Source organism: Hahella sp. CR1, from assembly GCF_029813005.1.
In the GTDB taxonomy this organism is placed as follows: Bacteria; Pseudomonadota; Gammaproteobacteria; order Pseudomonadales; family Oleiphilaceae; genus Hahella.
The window spans coordinates 98,004-114,582 of record NZ_JAPELK010000005.1 but is presented as its reverse complement, the minus strand read 5'-3'; the positions used below and the strand labels follow the sequence as shown (position 1 = coordinate 114,582).

At 53.7% G+C, this 16,579-nt stretch carries 19 protein-coding genes; 4 read left to right on the top strand and 15 right to left on the bottom strand.

From position 1 onward, the window contains the following. Positions 1 to 8: 8 nt before the first annotated feature. Both ONV78_RS13695 and ONV78_RS13690 read right to left on the bottom strand, forming a co-directional pair. Positions 9 to 1,829, bottom strand: coding sequence for an ABC transporter ATP-binding protein (locus ONV78_RS13695; protein ID WP_347815414.1), 1,821 nt, complete (start codon positions 1,827 to 1,829; stop codon positions 9 to 11). A 166-nt stretch (positions 1,830 to 1,995) separates the two neighbouring features. Then, the gene (locus tag ONV78_RS13690) at positions 1,996 to 2,478 is read right to left on the bottom strand and encodes a DUF4442 domain-containing protein (RefSeq protein ID WP_216738846.1); all 483 of its coding nucleotides are present in this window, start codon (positions 2,476 to 2,478) and stop codon (positions 1,996 to 1,998) included. A 129-nt stretch (positions 2,479 to 2,607) separates the two neighbouring features. Between ONV78_RS13690 and ONV78_RS13685 the strand changes: the two genes are divergently transcribed. Together ONV78_RS13685 and ONV78_RS13680 are read left to right on the top strand one after the other, a co-directional pair. Beyond that, complete coding sequence (locus ONV78_RS13685) at positions 2,608 to 2,880, top strand: acyl-CoA-binding protein (protein ID WP_127968214.1); 273 nt, start codon at positions 2,608 to 2,610, stop codon at positions 2,878 to 2,880. A gap of 199 nt (positions 2,881 to 3,079) precedes the next feature. Further along, on the top strand, positions 3,080 to 3,397 hold the full coding sequence (locus tag ONV78_RS13680) for a site-specific integrase (RefSeq protein ID WP_216738847.1): 318 nt from the start codon (positions 3,080 to 3,082) through the stop codon (positions 3,395 to 3,397). 21 nt (positions 3,398 to 3,418) lie between these two features. Here the strand turns inward: ONV78_RS13680 and ONV78_RS13675 are convergent, their stop codons facing one another. The 4 genes from ONV78_RS13675 to ONV78_RS13660 all read right to left on the bottom strand — a co-directional run bounded on the left by ONV78_RS13675 (position 3,419) and on the right by ONV78_RS13660 (position 5,858). After that, entirely contained in the window at positions 3,419 to 3,769 is a 351-nt protein-coding gene (locus tag ONV78_RS13675; protein WP_279503818.1) for a hypothetical protein, read from the bottom strand. Positions 3,770 to 3,898: 129 nt separating this feature from the next. Next, positions 3,899 to 4,870 (bottom strand): VanZ family protein, encoded by a 972-nt coding sequence (locus tag ONV78_RS13670; protein ID WP_279503815.1) that lies wholly within the window; start codon positions 4,868 to 4,870, stop codon positions 3,899 to 3,901. A gap of 17 nt (positions 4,871 to 4,887) precedes the next feature. After that, positions 4,888 to 5,391, bottom strand: a complete 504-nt coding sequence (gene greB / locus ONV78_RS13665) for a transcription elongation factor GreB (protein WP_216738850.1) — start codon at positions 5,389 to 5,391, stop codon at positions 4,888 to 4,890. 29 nt (positions 5,392 to 5,420) lie between these two features. Next, positions 5,421 to 5,858: a hypothetical protein gene (locus ONV78_RS13660; protein ID WP_279503812.1), complete on the bottom strand. Its 438-nt coding sequence runs from the start codon at positions 5,856 to 5,858 to the stop codon at positions 5,421 to 5,423. Between the two features lie 590 nt (positions 5,859 to 6,448). Between ONV78_RS13660 and ONV78_RS13655 the strand changes: the two genes are divergently transcribed. Both ONV78_RS13655 and ONV78_RS13650 read left to right on the top strand, forming a co-directional pair. Beyond that, positions 6,449 to 7,048, top strand: a complete 600-nt coding sequence (locus ONV78_RS13655; RefSeq protein ID WP_279503810.1) for a TetR/AcrR family transcriptional regulator — start codon at positions 6,449 to 6,451, stop codon at positions 7,046 to 7,048. Between the two features lie 133 nt (positions 7,049 to 7,181). Beyond that, a complete protein-coding gene (locus ONV78_RS13650) occupies positions 7,182 to 7,478 on the top strand; it encodes a hypothetical protein (protein ID WP_216738853.1) in 297 nt (98 codons plus the stop codon). A 69-nt stretch (positions 7,479 to 7,547) separates the two neighbouring features. Here the strand turns inward: ONV78_RS13650 and ONV78_RS13645 are convergent, their stop codons facing one another. The 9 genes from ONV78_RS13645 to ftsY form a co-directional block, all read right to left on the bottom strand. Further along, entirely contained in the window at positions 7,548 to 8,981 is a 1,434-nt protein-coding gene (locus tag ONV78_RS13645; protein WP_216738854.1) for a HAMP domain-containing sensor histidine kinase, read from the bottom strand. After that, positions 8,968 to 9,648, bottom strand: coding sequence for a response regulator transcription factor (locus tag ONV78_RS13640; protein WP_216738855.1), 681 nt, complete (start codon positions 9,646 to 9,648; stop codon positions 8,968 to 8,970). Before ONV78_RS13640 ends, ONV78_RS13645 begins: the two co-directional genes overlap by 14 nt. Positions 9,649 to 9,719: 71 nt before the next feature. Beyond that, the gene (gene djlA, locus ONV78_RS13635) at positions 9,720 to 10,526 is read right to left on the bottom strand and encodes a co-chaperone DjlA (protein WP_279503808.1); all 807 of its coding nucleotides are present in this window, start codon (positions 10,524 to 10,526) and stop codon (positions 9,720 to 9,722) included. A gap of 133 nt (positions 10,527 to 10,659) precedes the next feature. Then, positions 10,660 to 11,427, bottom strand: coding sequence for a hydroxypyruvate isomerase (gene hyi, locus ONV78_RS13630; RefSeq protein WP_279503807.1), 768 nt, complete (start codon positions 11,425 to 11,427; stop codon positions 10,660 to 10,662). Beyond that, positions 11,420 to 12,310 (bottom strand): NAD(P)-dependent oxidoreductase, encoded by an 891-nt coding sequence (locus ONV78_RS13625; protein WP_279503805.1) that lies wholly within the window; start codon positions 12,308 to 12,310, stop codon positions 11,420 to 11,422. The genes hyi and ONV78_RS13625 overlap by 8 nt, the downstream gene beginning before the upstream one ends. An 84-nt stretch (positions 12,311 to 12,394) precedes the next feature. Then, complete coding sequence (gene rpoH / locus ONV78_RS13620) at positions 12,395 to 13,249, bottom strand: RNA polymerase sigma factor RpoH (protein WP_216738859.1); 855 nt, start codon at positions 13,247 to 13,249, stop codon at positions 12,395 to 12,397. A 241-nt stretch (positions 13,250 to 13,490) separates the two neighbouring features. Further along, positions 13,491 to 14,525, bottom strand: a complete 1,035-nt coding sequence (gene ftsX / locus ONV78_RS13615; RefSeq protein WP_216738860.1) for a permease-like cell division protein FtsX — start codon at positions 14,523 to 14,525, stop codon at positions 13,491 to 13,493. 33 nt (positions 14,526 to 14,558) lie between these two features. Beyond that, entirely contained in the window at positions 14,559 to 15,221 is a 663-nt protein-coding gene (ftsE, locus tag ONV78_RS13610; RefSeq protein ID WP_279504393.1) for a cell division ATP-binding protein FtsE, read from the bottom strand. A 58-nt stretch (positions 15,222 to 15,279) separates the two neighbouring features. Continuing rightward, the gene (gene ftsY, locus ONV78_RS13605; protein WP_279503803.1) at positions 15,280 to 16,410 is read right to left on the bottom strand and encodes a signal recognition particle-docking protein FtsY; all 1,131 of its coding nucleotides are present in this window, start codon (positions 16,408 to 16,410) and stop codon (positions 15,280 to 15,282) included. Between the last annotated feature and the right edge of the window lie 169 nt (positions 16,411 to 16,579).

The window sequence follows — 16,579 nt, the reverse complement described above, 5'->3', positions numbered from 1 at the left end:
AGGCCAGCTCAGTGCTGGCGCTCGCCATAAAGCTGCGCATACAGACCCCGTTGCTGCAACAACTCTTCGTGTTTGCCTTCCTCGGCAATGCGGCCGTCTTCAAATACATAGACACGGTCCGCCTGCTTCACTGCGCTGAGGCGGTGAGCAATGATCAGTGTGGTGCGCTGATCGAGAAAGTCCGCCAGCGCCCGATGCAAGTTGTACTCGGTTTCCGCATCCAAAGCCGACGTCGCCTCATCAAGAATCACCACTTGCGGGTCGGCCAGAATCATCCGGGCGATCGCCACACGCTGCCGCTGCCCGCCCGACAGCCTGACGCCTTGCCGACCGACCAAGGTATCCAGCCCTTCCGCCAAGTTCTCCACGACCGCCTTCAGTTGCGCCACCTCCAACGCCTGCCAGAGTTGCGCGTCAGTATGCGGTCGTCCCATCGTCAGATTCTGTCGCAGACTGTCATTGAACAACGTGGGATGCTGCAATACCGTGACCACATGCTCACGCACCCGATGGTGGCCAATCCGTTGAATCGGCACGCCATCGAACAGGACGGAGCCCTGGGAAGGCGAATACATCCCCAACAGCACCTGCACCAAGGTGGATTTCCCCCCGCCGCTGGCTCCGACGAGCGCCGCCTTCTCCCCTGGATTGATATGCAAAGACACGCCCTGCAACACGTCAGGGCCATCGCCGTAGGAAAAATGCACATTCTCCACATCCAGCGCGACGGTCCTTTTTCCTGCAAAGGGATTGGTTTGCGGCGGATAGACCGGCTCCCGCCGCAACTGCAACAATTGATTAATGCGTCCCAACGCCGCGTTGGCGGCGTAGAAACTGTACTGCATGCTCAAAATATCCTGCACCGGCGCCATCATGAACCAGAGGTAGCCGAATATCGCAAACATGTGCCCAATACTCAGATCGGAGTAAAACACTGTCAGCATGGCGGCGGCGCGAAACAGATCCACCCCAAACAGAAACAACATAAAGCTGACTCGGTTGGCGGCGTCGCTCTTCCATTCGTACTGCACTGCGTGATTGCGAACGCCCCAGGCGTGGTCCAAAAGGCGACGAATGTAATGCTGTTCACGGTTAGCTGCGCGGATCTGATGAATCCCATCCAGCGTTTCCGTCAGCGCTTCCTGAAACAGCTCCAACGCCTGATTTTCCCGGCGCTTGAGTTCTTTGACCTTTTTACCGAGGCGCGTGGTCAGATAAATCACGAAGGGATTAAAAAACAGAATCAGCAGCGCCAACTGCCAGTGCACCCACAATAACACCGCCGCAGTGCCGACTATCGTCAGCAACGCCACCAGCAAACGGCTGACCGAGCTGCCGATGAATTGATCAATGGTATTGAGGTCTGTCACATAGCGGGACGCCACCGCGCCGCTCCCCATGACTTCGTACTCGGCCATGGAGATGCTGCTGAGGCGACTCAATAGATCCTGCCTGATACGGCAAATAATATCTTTGGAAATACTGGCGAACTGCCTGCCCTGCCACACATTCATGAGCAGAGAAAACGAGCGCAAGACCAGAGCGGCGAACACCATGACGCCTATGTAAAACGTAGCCCCGTGTAATGACTCTGGAGAATACTGGTTAATCAGCGCAATCACAGGACCAGGTTGCTCCAGCAATACCTCATCCACCAGCAAAGGCAACAGTAACGGCACAGGGACCGCCGCCAATGTAGCCAGCACCGCGATCAGGTTCGCCCTCGCCAACTGCGGCTTGTAGGCCAGCACCATATTCCGGATTCGCCGCCAGTCATATCGTTCGTTGGCGGTTTCAGTACGGTCAGTATGGCGTTGTTGGTCTGGCAAAATGTCCTCCGCGACTTACTTCGATCAAACGCAATGAAAAGCGTCTGGGCGACAGCCAGAACGGCGACGCAGACGCCTGTTGCGATGACTCCATTCTAGTGCGACGGCCTGACGGGCGCTAGCCGCATCTCGCCCTCCTCCAATAGACTTTTGCGACGGCTGGCGATCAGCGCCGCTTAGGCGTCCAGGCCCAGATCATTTCCGCCATGACCGGCTCTTTGTCTTCACTGTCAGTAATCGCGACAGCCACCGTCACCTCGCCTTTTTCAAGCGTCTGAATCGCGTGTACCTGCTCCTCCGTCAAATGGGCTTCCGCGCGCATATCGCCTTTCGCCCGCTTCACGTAATCAAGCTTCATGGTTTTAATGACCGGCACGGCGTGATCCGGCACGTTCATTCCCACCAGGAAACCCGTGGCCGACTCCGCAATCAACGCATTGGCGACAGCATGCACGGAGCCAATATGATTTCGCACGGCGCGACGATTTTTCAGTGTAATAACGCAACGGCGCTGGGTAAGCTCTTCCACGACGATACCCGTAGTTCCCGCGTACTTGACCGTCTTTCCGAAAAACAGAGACAAGGCTCTGCTGCGGGCGATCTCCGGCAACAAATTAATTTTGCTGACAATAGACATTAATTTATTCATGTTCTTTACCTGCGTTTATTATTGGGCCCCAGGCGACGAAACCGATCACGGAGGGGTTAAATGACCTTCAGTCAGTTTTGCCGCCGGGCTATAATGCCCTTTCACACCCAAACAGTTAAGGACTATGCAATGAGTGACTTACAAAAAGCGTTCGAAGAAGCGCTCAATTACGTCAAAACCGCCGAGGGCGACTTCTCTCCCTCCAATGAAATGAAGCTGGAAATGTATGCGCTGTTCAAACAGGCCAGCGAGGGAGATGTCAGCGGCTCCCGTCCCGGTATGATGGATTTCGTGGGACGCGCCAAGTACGATGCCTGGGCGAAGCTGCAAGGGGTGTCCAAAGATGAAGCGATGCAGCGTTATGTGGACGTCATCGCCGATCTGAAAAAGCGCTACAGCTAAGCGCTTGCCGGGAAACGGGCGCTGAGTTCGTTTCCCTTTGTCTCTCCAATTAGGCTCATCTCAGAGCCCGAAAAACCTAACAAAATAATCAACCGGCAAAAGTTTGCAAAAGCTTCATCAAACCAACTTTGCAGGCAACATTTCGTTGTAATAGAATTTAAGGATAATTATAAAAAGAAGAACCAGCGAGGTTATCGTAATGGAAACTGCTGAATTAATGTTGCCGAACGAACCTGAATTTATTTGCCAGTTGAAGCAGGCGATTGAGTCGCAGGGCTTCAGTCCCCGCACCGAACACTCTTACCTGCATTGGATTTATCGCTTCATTTCCTTTAATCAAAACCGCAGTCCAAAAGAACTTGGCGAAAAAGACGTGCGTCGCTTTCTGCGCTATGTCGCTACAACACTGAGCGCTTCGCCCGCACGCTGTAAACAGGCACTGAAGGCATTACGCTTCATGTATCAGGATGTGCTGAAAAAACCACTGCCAGGACTGGATGATATGCAACCCGCCTAACGACGATCTTCGGGCCTGCAGTTAGCGCTCTGTCGTAATCAGATAATCGTAAATATGGGTCGTCGGCGTCACGGGCGTGAAGCGAGGCTGTGGCGCATCAGCGGGAATGGATAGCGCCCGAAACTCATCCTGCGTTTCCCTTTTTTCAGCTTGAGCAGTACGTTCCTTTAGTTCAAAAGGCGCATCAGTCTCTTCTCCCGCCGCTGGAGCATCCAAAGAGCCACCGATGACAGCAGCGGATAAAGCGGTAGAGTCCAGAGACTGCAAAGGAAAGGTTTCAAGCGTCGACTTTTCTTTATACCCCTCCTGAACGACAGGGGCTTCCGCCGCCATCGCCTGAGCACAGAAGCAAAAGGATGCGGTAACAGACAATAATATTTTTCTTGTTGTGAACATGACTATCCCCAGCAAATATTGATCAGGGTATCGTCCTATTCTATGGACGACGCAGGCGGGTTCAGCGCCTTTCGCCGTCATTCGTGACCAAGTTCACAAGGTGAATTACTTTTCCAGACGGATGTTATCAACAATCATCCACTTGGCGCCGTAATCATGGGTCGTGAAGATGAAGAAGTTGCGCACATCTGATACATCCAGACGACGGCCGGATTTAGTCATGGTCCACTCGTCAAAATCCAGGGTGTAGTCATTCCACCCCTTCTTGGCCTGAAGGCGAATATTAACCCGGTCCTCAAACTTGTCTGTCGGCATGTCCAAATAGAACCCATCATCCAAACGAACAGCTACATGCATGTCTTTCTCTGCGTACACGGAAAACGACAGCTTGGAATAGCCTGTCCAGTCGTGAGGAAACTCAATGAAAGACGCGCCGGGGAAAACATCCTGTTTGCGCAATTCGATATACAGCGCCTGCTCGCCATGGCTGGCGTGCTCCCGGGTAAGTTTGATCACCCGTCCTGTCCAGCGCTGACGATCACGGGCGGTTTCAAAATCCGCCAGCACAGGGAACTCTGCGCTTTGATGCAGTGAGATGTTAACCGCCTTCGCCACCGGCAAGCATGTGTACAAAAACGCAGCGATAGCCAAGACACAACGCAGGACGACGAAAGAGCGATGACGTACGCCTTCCGACGGCATCACCAGCATCAATCCCATCAGGGCGCCAGCGACATCCGCGAACACATCTCCCCATGAAGGAGAACGCCCGATATGCGCCTGAATCAATTCCACCACGCCAGCGAATACGAACGCCGCCACGGGCGTCAGCAACCACAATCTATTAGCGCCGAATCGGCGTATCTGCGGTAGACGCAACGCCAACGCCACCACAACGGCGGTCCAGACGACATGACCGAAATCCCAAAGCGCGTTGTACAGCATGGAGGAGCTTTTGTGAGGCCCCACATCCGCAAACAACAAATACAGGCCCGCGACAAACGCCAGACCGAACATCCAATGAAACTTACTTCTCTGAACAGGCGCCTGTGGCGCAGTCGCATACATCATAGTCACCCGCGGAACCAAACGCTTTACGCGCCGCAATATTCAATTTCAATTACAAAATAGGACTTCCGGCCGGAAGGCGTCGTCACTATCACTTCATCATCTACTTGCTTCTTCAACAGCGCCTTCGCCATAGGGGAGTCAACGCTGATGTAACCTTTTTGAGCGCCCAGCTCGTCCGACCCAACGATGCGGTAACGATGCTCATCGCCTTCTTCGTCTTCCAAGGTCACCCAGGCGCCAAAATAAACCCGGCTTTGGTCCTCCGGCGGACGATCCACCACCTTGAGCTCATCCAACCGCTTGGTCAGGTAGCGAACGCGCCGATCTATCTCACGCAGTTGTTTTTTGCCATAGATATACTCGGCGTTTTCACTGCGGTCGCCCATTGCCGCGGCTTCAGACACGGCCTTGGTGACTTCCGGGCGCTTTACTTTCCACAAATACTGTAGCTCTTCGCGCAAGGTGCGCTCGCCTTCCGAGGTGATATAACGGGCTTTCGGAGGGCTGGGAGGGCGATAACGACTCATCTTAAGTTCTCACCATAAACTGGGCGCGCTCAAGGACGCTCACGCTTGCTTTCTTTGAAAAGATAAGCGCCGGTGAACGCCGCAATCAAACCGCCGACATAACCCACAACGAACACGTATGAGGGAATCAACGTTGCGTCGCTTTCCCCGCTCCCGGAACTGAGCGCAAACTGCATAACCGTCAGCAGCCCCCACATGGCCAAAACGTGCCAATACTCCAGGAATCCCGCCATTCTAGCTGTCAGATAGCCCGCCAGACCATCAAAAGCAATACCTACTCCTATCAGAATAGCCATTAGCGCAAAGGCGTCGCTGGGGTTGCCGAGGAATGCCTCAAGCTCCTCTTTGGAGGCGCCTCCTGCATGCATCATCGCAAGATAAAAGCCAGCTATGAGCCGAATGGCGATTATAGAACCGCCAAGGTCAAAAACGGTTCCCAGAATGACTGCTCGGAAATTCAACGTCATAAGAAAATTAACTGCCGTATCTGCACGATGAGTTGACTGGCGCCGTATGTCCCCTGTTTGATGGCCACCGGTAAGCTGGGACTGAGGCGTTGGTACAGGGTCAAATTCTATCGCGGCGGACAAAAAAAATCCCCTGCAAAACAGGGGATAATCTAGGCAGTGGCTAACGCTCTTAAAAAAAACAACACTCAAGGGCAGGACAACAACTACGTCAACTGGCACATAAAAAAACAAACCTAAAACACTGTGCGTTGCGCGTTTGGGTGAAACCTTCTTTTCACCATCCTTGGAGCTAAGACTACGGGATGGCTTATTGCCCCAAGGTGGATTAATTATTAACCTTTTTTAAAGGGCGGTATTCGTTTGAGAATATGACTTAACTTTCTGTTTCCAGAGAATATTCAGGGATACTTGACTTTCATCATGAAAAATTCCCGTTTTCCTGCATTCAATAGTTGAATTTAGGGTTCCGCCGCTGTTATTGTCACGAACTAATCTGATGCAATCGGAATACCCCAGGTTAGATAGAGCTAATGCGCCCAGTCAGGCCCCCCGAAGAAGTTGAGCAACTTAAAAGGAATATTCTCGATGTGGCCTTGCGCCTCATCGTTCAGGAAGGATTCGCCGCCCTCACCATGCGCAGGCTTGGCAAAGCCCTCGGCATGACCGCGCCGAACCTCTACAACTACTACCAAAGCAAAGACGAAATCTACGTCACCCTGATGATTCAGGGCTTCAGCAAACTCCGCGCCTATCTGATGAAGAGAGCGGATGCGGAGCAAGACGCCATCGCCCGCGGACGCGCTATCATGCGCGGCTACATTGAGTTTGGACTCAGCCAGCCCGAGCATTATGAGCTGATGTTCTCCTCTCACGCGCCAAAATTCCGTGAATACAAAGGAACAGACATAGAACCTCTGTCCAATCAGGAATACGCGCTTTCCATGGAAGTGGCCAATTTCGCTGAGACTTGTCTGCAGTCAGTACTGGATCGTGTCGGCCTAAACGCATCCGGCGATCAGCGCCGCACCATGTTGATCGAACTATGGAGTCTGCTGCATGGCATGGTCAGCCTTCATTTGACAGGCAATACCGCTTATTTAACGGATACGCCGCTGGAAACCTACGAGCACATATTGGATTTGCTGCTGCAGCGATTTGTGGATCGCCACCGGGAACAACAAAGCTAAAGCGCTCAGTTCAGGCAGGCCCAGCAAGGCCGGGGCGGGATGGAAAAATTAGGTTGTCTCCTCTATTTTTTGTAGGTAGGTTCTGCACAACCTCATCACCTATCCTAGCGGACAGCCCAGGGAAAAATTCATCATGAAGACCCAAGATATTCTCAATAATGCATTGAACGGGCTCGATTACATCGGCTACCAATTGGAACACTACGGCGTCACAGACAAAGTAAATCGCCACGCCGTCCTGGCGTTCATTATGGCGGAGCAAAAACATCTTGAAGGCGAACTGGATAGCATCAGCGCTCGCGTAGGGGTGCAGAAAGCCAGAATTGAGCGGGCGCGCAGGCAAGTGGAAGGGCTCGTGAATACCACCCTGGAAACGGCCGCTTATCCGCTCAAACAAACTCTGAGCCTGATAAGATCACGCCTGAACTAAGTTTTCTCTCGACACGATTGAAGAGGACTGCAGGAGAGGAAGAGCAGGACTTTCCCTCTCCTCTCAACGTCAGCTTGGCAAGGCGGGCGTTTTTCCCGGCGAGTCCTGCTCCGGCGCAGATGCAGCAGGCAGCGCTTTGGGGATAGGTAATTTCATTTCAGCACGCAAACCAGGCTGGTTATCCCTCAACTCCAACGCGCCTTTGTGCATTTCGCACACGGCCTTCACCATACTCAGCCCCAACCCGTTGCCCGGCAAGCCCCGCGTCTTATCTACCCGATAAAACCGCTGCACCACCTTGTCGCGCTCGTCTTCGGCAATACCAGGGCCTTCATCCCAAATGCTGATAACAGCTTGGTCGAACGCCCGTAATCTGACACCGACGTTACCGTTTACTGGGGTATATTTGATGGCGTTATCCAGCAAGTTAGCGATAGCCTGGAACAGTAAATCCCGGTCGCCCTTCACGATAATGCCCTGGGCGAGGTCCAGCGACAGCGTCTGAGATTTATCCGCCGCCAAAGCTTCATACAGCTCAACGGCGTCGGCCACCAGGCCATGCAGGTCCACCTCAGAGAAGTTGGCGCTATAGCCGCCAGATTCGATACGCGCGATACGCAGCAACGCATTGAACGTCTGTAATAGCTGATCCGCCTCGCCGATGATTTCCTGCACCACGGCGCGGGCGTCTTCAGGCAAATCCTTCTGACATAACAGCTCCAGTCGACCGCGGACACGGGTCAATGGCGTTCGCAAATCATGTGCGATGTTGTCAGAGACGTGACGAACTCCCGCCATCAGGGCTTCGATCTGGTCCAGCATACGGTTCAAGTGATCCGCCAGCTCGTCGAAGTCATCGCCAGAGCCGCGCACTGGAACGCGCAATGACAGGTTACCCTGCATAATCTGACGGCTGGTGTGGGTGATCGCTTCAATTCGCCGTCGCGTACTTTTCGCCAGCGCCACGCCCCCCAGAAAAGCCAATCCAAGGGTAATGGCCACCCCCCAGGTCAGTGAGCGCTCGATCAACTCCCGCACCCGGAAAAGATCAAAGATATCCCGCCCCACTAACAAGCGGTAGCCGCCCCGTAGCGTGAACACGCGCGCGCGCGCCATGTGGGGAGCTGCGAAGCGGCCTCCTGAACGATTCAGATAAAAGCCGATCCAACCGTCTTCATCCTCCACCAAAGCAGGCCACTCATTCAGATTACCCGCCAGCGGCTGCAGGTCGGAATTGACCAGCAGATACAATGATTCGCCTTGAGGATCGTTCAGTACACGCTCATTCATGACGCTGACCATACCGCGCAGCCCCTGCCGCCGATATTGCTCAGCCAGTCCTTGAATCTCAGCCTGGATGGTTTCGTCGAACTGGGCGGACATGAAACCTACCGTCGCCCAGTAAATGAAGCCTAGAAGGAAGAGTACAGAGGCTGCGAAGAGCAGCATGTACAATATTGCGAACTGAAATGCCGAGGTGCGTAATAGCTTAGGCAGCTTCACGTAGGACGTACCCTGCTCCACGAATGGTGTGCAACAGGGGTGTCTCAAAATCCTTATCGATCTTGGCCCGCAGACGGCTGATGTGAACATCGATAACGTTGGTTTGCGGATCAAAGTGATAATCCCACACTTTCTCCAGCAACATAGTCCGCGTCAGAACCTGACCGGGATTGCGCATGAAGTATTCCAGCAAACGAAATTCCCGCGGCTGTAAATCAATGGACAAACCATTGCGCTTGACTGTACGCGCCAACAGATCCATTTCCAGATCCGCCACTTTCAGCGTGGTGACGACGTCCTGTTGCTGCTGAGAACGACGCAGCAAGGCTTCGATACGCGCCAACAACTCGCTGAAGGAGAAGGGTTTAACCAGATAGTCGTCGCCGCCGGCGCGCAAGCCCTGAACGCGATCGTCCACTTCGCCAAGCGCGCTTAACACCAGCACGGGTGTTTTAGAGCCGCCAGCGCGCAGCATGCGCACGACGGACAAGCCGTCCAGCTCCGGCAGCATACGATCCACAAGCAGCAGATCATAACTTTCGGTCGTGGCCATATGCAGGCCGGTTTTTCCGTTTTCAGTGGCGTCAACCACATATCCGCTTTCTTTGAGTCCCTTACTCAGATAGGCAGCTACATCTTTGTCGTCTTCAATAACTAAAACTCGCATTTTTCATCCCCGTCTCTTCACTACCTGATACCACTACAGAAACAGAAGTTCCTTGCCAACAGCGCCCGAACTCATCCGCCCCGCGCCCGCTTGATTTGCTCATAGGCGGTGCGGATCTCCTGAGTTTTCTCCGTCGCTATCTTAACCATTTCCTCCGGCAGGCCCTTCGACACCAGCTTATCCGGATGGTGCTGACTCATCAGACGCCGGTAGGCTTTCTTAATTTCTTCATCAGTAGAGTTTTCATTCACTCCCAGCGCGGCGTAAGCGTCCGATAGACTCGGCGTCTTTTCTTTCGCGCCGGCGTGGAAACCTTCCTGGGCGTATCGCTGTCTGGCGATAGCCATCGCCAGCAAGCCTTCAAATTGATGACGGCTGAATCCCAGAGTTTCAGCCACTTCACGCAGTATACGTTGTTCATTGGCGTGCAGATCCTGATCCGCCAGCGCAGTCGCCAGCAATATTTCCAGGAACATCTGCAGTAAGTTGGCCCGACGATGGCACTCATCCCGGAACTGGAGCAATACCGCTTGCAGGTCGAATTCCGGCTGTTTACCGCGATTGAATAATTCAATCGCCAACTTTTCCTGTTCCGGATTCAGTTGCATACCCGCCATGATGTGGCGCGCAGCCTGAATTTCCACCTCACTGACGCGGCCATCAGCTTTTGCGACATGTCCCATAACGCTGAACACGGCGGTGAAAAAGGCCGTTTGCACCCGCTCCTGATCGCCTGCGCCCCAGTTCGGCGCTTCTAATTCGATCCGCTGCACGCCGACGTCAAAACTATGTCCGATTGCAGCGCCGAGCAATCCCCCCAAGGGACCACCTAATGCATATCCAAATGCGCCGCCGATAACTTTTCCCCACCAGCCCATTAAATTCCAAGTCTCCAGTCGTCGTCTGATGTTAATTTACTAAGCTGGTAGTTCATTATTTACCCATTGCGTAGTCTAGGTACAGGGTAAATAAACGCCCAGTTAAGATTTAGTAATTTGGGGGCGAGGCCGCTTATTGCAACCACCCCAGCGTATCCCGCGTATTTCCGAGGGGAATATACTCTGCGCTCACCCATCCTTGATAACCCATTTCATCAAGCTGGGAAAAAATATATGCAAAGTTGATTTCGCCAGTTCCAGGTTGATGACGCCCTGGATTATCGGCGAACTGAATATGTCCGATATTGGCGAGATGACGCTTGATCGTCCGCACTAAATCCCCCTCCATCACTTGCATATGATAGATATCATATTGATATTTAATATTATTCACACCTAATACCTGAATCGCACGCAGCACCTTTTCTGTGCTGTCGACCAGAAAACCAGGGACATCCAGGCTATTGATCGCTTCCAACGTCAGCACAATGCCCTCGTCATTCAGCTTTTTCGCCGCATAGCGCAAATTCTCGGTCAGCGTGAGCCATGCCTGCTCATCGCTTACTGAAGCAGGCTTTATCCCCGCCAGGCAGTTCAATCTGGGCGCGCCGAGAGCCTTGGCGTATGCGATCGCCAATTCCACCCCTTCCCTAAACTCTTTCTCCCGGCCCGGAATGCATGCAATTCCGCGCTCACCGGCATCCCAATCCCCAGCAGGTAGGTTATGCAGTACTACACTGACGCCGGCGCTCTCTCGGCTGGCGGACAATAAAGCTTTATCCCAGGCATAAGGAAACTGCATTTCCACTCCGGTGAATCCAGCTTCAGCGGCCGCCGCAAAACGCGCCTCCATGGGAACGTCCGTAAACAGCATGGAAAGGTTGGCTGCGAACTTAGGCATCCTTATGCTCTCCATCAAGACGAATCTGATTAAGCGCCTCAATGTGCAGCAATAGGCCACTGTGGTCCACATTCTCATGCCCGGCTTCCAACAAAGCCTGATATTCCTCGAAAACCTGTTCGGTGAGGGGCAGAGTTAACCCCTCCGCTTTGGCCTCATCAAGGATCATGGTCAAATCTTTGTGCTGTACTCTGGCTGTCGCTCCTGGCTGGAAATCGCGCTCCAGCATGCGGCGGCCGTGTAAATCCAGAATACGGCTTGATGCGAACCCGCCCAACAACGCCTCTCGCACCGCCACCGGATCAGCGCCGCCTTTGGCCGCCAACATTAAGGCTTCGCCCACAGCGCCGATGGTGATTCCCACAATCGCCTGATTAGCGAGCTTCGCCAGTTGCCCAGCTCCATGAGGACCGATGTAGGTGGTTTTACCCAATGCGCCGAAGATAGGCTGGGCTTTGTCATACTGACTCCGCTCGCCCCCCACCATTATCGATAACGTCGCCTGCGCCGCCCCCACCGTCCCGCCTGAGACGGGCGCATCCAGGTGAGCCACCTCTCTTGCTTGCAGATAACCAGCGTGTTTACGCGCTAATGATGGCGGGATAGAGCCCATATCGATGACTAAAGCCCCGGGCGGAACAGCATCTGCAACGCCCTGCCGCATCAGAATGTCGTCAACCACCGAACCGTTTTCCAGCATCAAAATAACGACATCCGCCTTTGCAACCGCCTGCGCAGGCTCGTCAGCGATATGGGCTCGCTCAGCAAACGCTTCGGCCTTTGCGCGAGTGCGGTTCCATAGCGTCAAGGAATAACCAGCGCCTAACAGATTCTCCACCATGGGCGCGCCCATCAAGCCGACGCCAAGAAAAGCGATATGCATGGTATTGTTTCCTCTAAAGGTGGGCAGCAGAGTCACCGCAAAAAAAAACCGCCATACGGCGGTTTTTTCAATATCTGGCGTCGCTTATGCTTCAAGCATCAGCTTGACCTTCTTCATTGCATTCTTTTCCAGCTGGCGTATACGCTCAGCGGAAACGCCGTACTCATCGGCAAGCTCATGCAAGGTGGCTTTGCTTTCAGCCAGCCAACGCTTTTGAATGATGTCTTTGCTGCGTTCATCCAACTGAGTCAGCGCGTCGTGGAGACGACTGTTGGAGTCTTCCTCCCAGTTTTCATTTTCCAGCATCATCGCCGGATCATAGCGGCGATCTTCCAAATAGTTCGCCGGAGCCCTGAACGCCGTTTCGTCGTCTTCATCCGCGCCTGCGTCAAAAGACGTATCCTGGCCAGCCAATCGGCTTTCCATTTCCCGCACAACATGGGTATCGACGCCCAAGTCCTCCGCAACGGCTTTGGCTTCGTCATTGGTCAACCAAGCCAGACGCTTCTTGGCGGAGCGCAGGTTAAAGAACAGTTTGCGTTGCGCTTTGGTGGTCGCCACTTTGACGATACGCCAGTTACGCAAAATGAATTCGTGAATTTCCGCTTTAATCCAGTGCACCGCGAAGGAAACCAGACGAACGCCGAACTCAGGGTTGAAGCGTTTAACCGCTTTCATCAATCCAATATTCCCTTCCTGGACCAAGTCAGCCTGAGACAGACCGTATCCGGAATAACTCTTGGCGATATGCACCACAAAGCGAAGGTGAGCCATGACTAACTGTCTGGCTGCGTATAAGTCTTCGTTCTGGTGGAAACGTTCCGCCAATTCGCGCTCTTCTTCAGCGCTGAGAACAGGAATGCTGTTTACCGCGTGAACGTATCCCTCCAGATTCCCTACTGGAGCAAGCATTTCTACAGGCCGTAAACTGGTACCCATTCAAAATCTCCAATTATCTTACTCGACGTGAAAATATAGCACTTGACGATTGGACTGCCAACGCAGTCTAAAGTTCCCCATTGTAACGAAATGTAACGCCACAATCGACTTTATCGTCCTCGTCTGAAAGCCTCTGCGAGCCTATTCCTATCAAGCCCGCCGCCCGCACTGGATTACAGGACTTAACTGTAATTAAGGCCGGCTGTCATTATTTCAATAGCTGGACGATATTAAAAATTGGTCATTTAGGCTCAATATCATCCAAATGCCGTCTTACGGCGAGCCAGGCGCCGCCGCAGCCCAGGAAAGAGCCCGTCAACAGCAGCAAGGAAGAGGCTTCAATAGACAAGCCGGACAAGTTAAAGCTGCTGTAATACAACGCCGCCAGCTGGTTCACCGGTCCGCTCAGCCAGAGCAGCGCCATGTTCACCAATAGCCAGGCTAATAAAGCGCCGCCTACGCCATACCAAAAACCGGTATACAAGAACGGTCTGCGCACAAAGGGATCGGTACCCCCTACCAGCTTGACCACCAGAATTTCGTCTTTACGGTTCTCAATCGCTAACCGGATGGTGTTGCCGATGATCAGAATGACGGCCAGCCCCAATAAGGCGCCTATGGCCAGGGTGCTGCGCCCCAGCACTTCAAACAGGGCATTCAAGCGCTTCACCCACTGCAGATCCAATTGCACATTGTCCACTTCAGGAAGCTTGGACAACGTTTCCGTGAAAGCCTGCACCTTTTCCGCCTGCCCGTATTCCGGCGCGGGCTGCAATACGATCACCGCCGGCAAGGGGTTATCGTCCAGATAAGCCAGTACATCTCCCCAACCAGACAGAGACTTGAACTCCTCCAACGCCTGAGTGCGGTTGATGAACTGCATTGACTGCACCTCAGGACGCTCTTTAAGCTTCTGCGCCAATTGATACGCAGCCTGGTCGTCCACATCCAGCTTCATATAGAGCGATACCCGCGAGGCGCCCTCCAGTCCTTCCGTCAGTCCGCCCAGATTGCCGAGCATGACAAACAAGCCACACGGTAAAGCCAGGGCCACAGCGATCACCAGCCATGTCATCAGACTGGACAAAGGACTTCGTATCAGACGCATTAAGCTGTCGCGGGCGATCAGACGGTGGTGGGAAAAGTAGGCTTCCAGTCCGCTTTGCTCTAATCCGGCGGAGGCGCCCTGACGTGGCGGCGCTTCCGCTGGCGGAGGCGGCGGCTGTTTACGACCCGATCTTGAAGGGCTGGCTCCGCGCGGTATGTTTTCTTTCATATTCTTTTATTCTCTTCGCTCGGGAGATTTTAATCAGCCGCGACCGGCCACCAGTTGGCCATGATCCAGTCGCATTACGCGATGCTTCATATGAGAGATCAGCGCCAGATCGTGGCTGGCGATCAGCACGGTCACACCGACCTGGTTAAACTGCTGGAACAATCGCATGATCTCGGCGGACAACTCAGGGTCCAGGTTTCCTGTCGGCTCATCGGCAAGCAGCAATGGCGGTTTATTCACCACCGCTCGGGCGATGCCCACCCGCTGCTGCTCCCCTCCAGATAGAGTGATGGGCAATGAGTTTTCTTTCTTCAACAACCCAACCTTATCCAGAGACGCACGCACCCTTCTTCCGATCTCCCGCGGGGAAACGCCTGCGATTTCCAATGGCAAGGCGACGTTTTGAAATACGGTACGATCAAACAGCAAATGGTGATTCTGGAACACGACCCCCACATGGCGACGGAAATAGGGAATTTGCCGGCGGGGAAACTTCTCCAGATTCTGACCGCCGATATAAATGCGCCCCTGATTGGGACGCTCCATAAGCATGATCAATTTCAAAAGCGTGCTTTTGCCCGCGCCAGAGTGCCCGGTCAGAAACGCCATCTCACCGCGTCGCAATGAAAAGCTGACCTCAGACAGGGCTTCAAACCCGCCGCTGTAGCGTTTTGAGACCCGATCAAAGTGGATCATGCTGTCGCCGATCATAAATTTCCTCTTTGCCTCATCGCCTTGCTCTTAAGCCTCGGTTTTATGCGTCAAACAGCGCATCCACAAATTCGCTAGCGTTGAATGGGCGCAGATCGTCAATACCTTCCCCTACGCCGATATAACGGATCGGCAATCCATGCTGCTTGGCGATGGCGAACAGGATGCCGCCTTTCGCCGTGCCATCCAATTTGGTGATGGCGATACCTGTGACGCCAACCGCCTGACGGAACAACTGAGCCTGGCTCAACGCATTCTGTCCTGTACCTGCGTCCAGCACCAACAACACCTCATGAGGCGCGTCCGGGTCATGCTTCTTGATGACGCGAACCACTTTCTCCAGCTCGGACATCAGATTCTCTTTGTTCTGCAGACGTCCAGCGGTATCAGCGATAACAATGTCCACTCCACGCGACTTAGCCGCCTGCACCGCGTCAAAAATGACGGAGGCGCTGTCCGCGCCGGTATGTTGCGCGATAACAGGCACATTGTTGCGCTCACCCCAAACTTGTAGCTGCTCCACAGCAGCGGCGCGGAAGGTATCCCCCGCGGCCAGGACGACAGAGCGGCCTTCCTGCTGGAATTTATTGGCCAGCTTGCCAATCGTGGTGGTCTTACCGACGCCGTTCACACCCACCACCAGAATCACATAAGGGGTCTTGTTTTCGACTTGCAGAGGGCTGGAGCATGGCTCTAACAGGCCGCGAAGCTCTTCTTTCAGAGCTTCATAGAGGGCAGATGAGTCTTTTAACTGATTACGATCAAGCTTTTCAGTAATGGCCTGAGTAATCTGCGTCGTGGCCTCAATGCCCACGTCGGCGGATAATAACAAGGTTTCGATTTCTTCCAGCAGCTCTTCATCTATCGCCTTGGTGCCGGCGAACAGCGCCATAAGGTTCTGGCTAAACTGGCCACGGGTTTTGCTCAAGCCTGTGCGCACCCTCGTCAACCATCCGCCGGAAGGCTCTTGCACAGCGACCTCTTTTGCAGGCTCAGGCGGCGTCTTTGCCGGCGTGACGCCCTTCGTTTCAGCTTGCTTCTGCGTTTCAGGCGGGCTCAGTTCGAATGAGCGCGGACGCGGGAGGCTATTTCTACGGGACAGAATGTCGGCGATCAATAACAATACCGACAGCCCCATCAGGGCCATAAACACATAGTTGATCATTGAATGCATATCAGAGATGTCCAAAACTTAGGCGAAGATGCAAATGGGGCCCTATTCTATTAACCTGCGATGTTCGTACGCAAGGCTAACGGCCCTACCTGCTCCACCGCGCTCAAATATAGGCGGCGAAATTGAGGACGTGACGCCCTAAGCGCCTGGTAATTTACATTTCATTCGG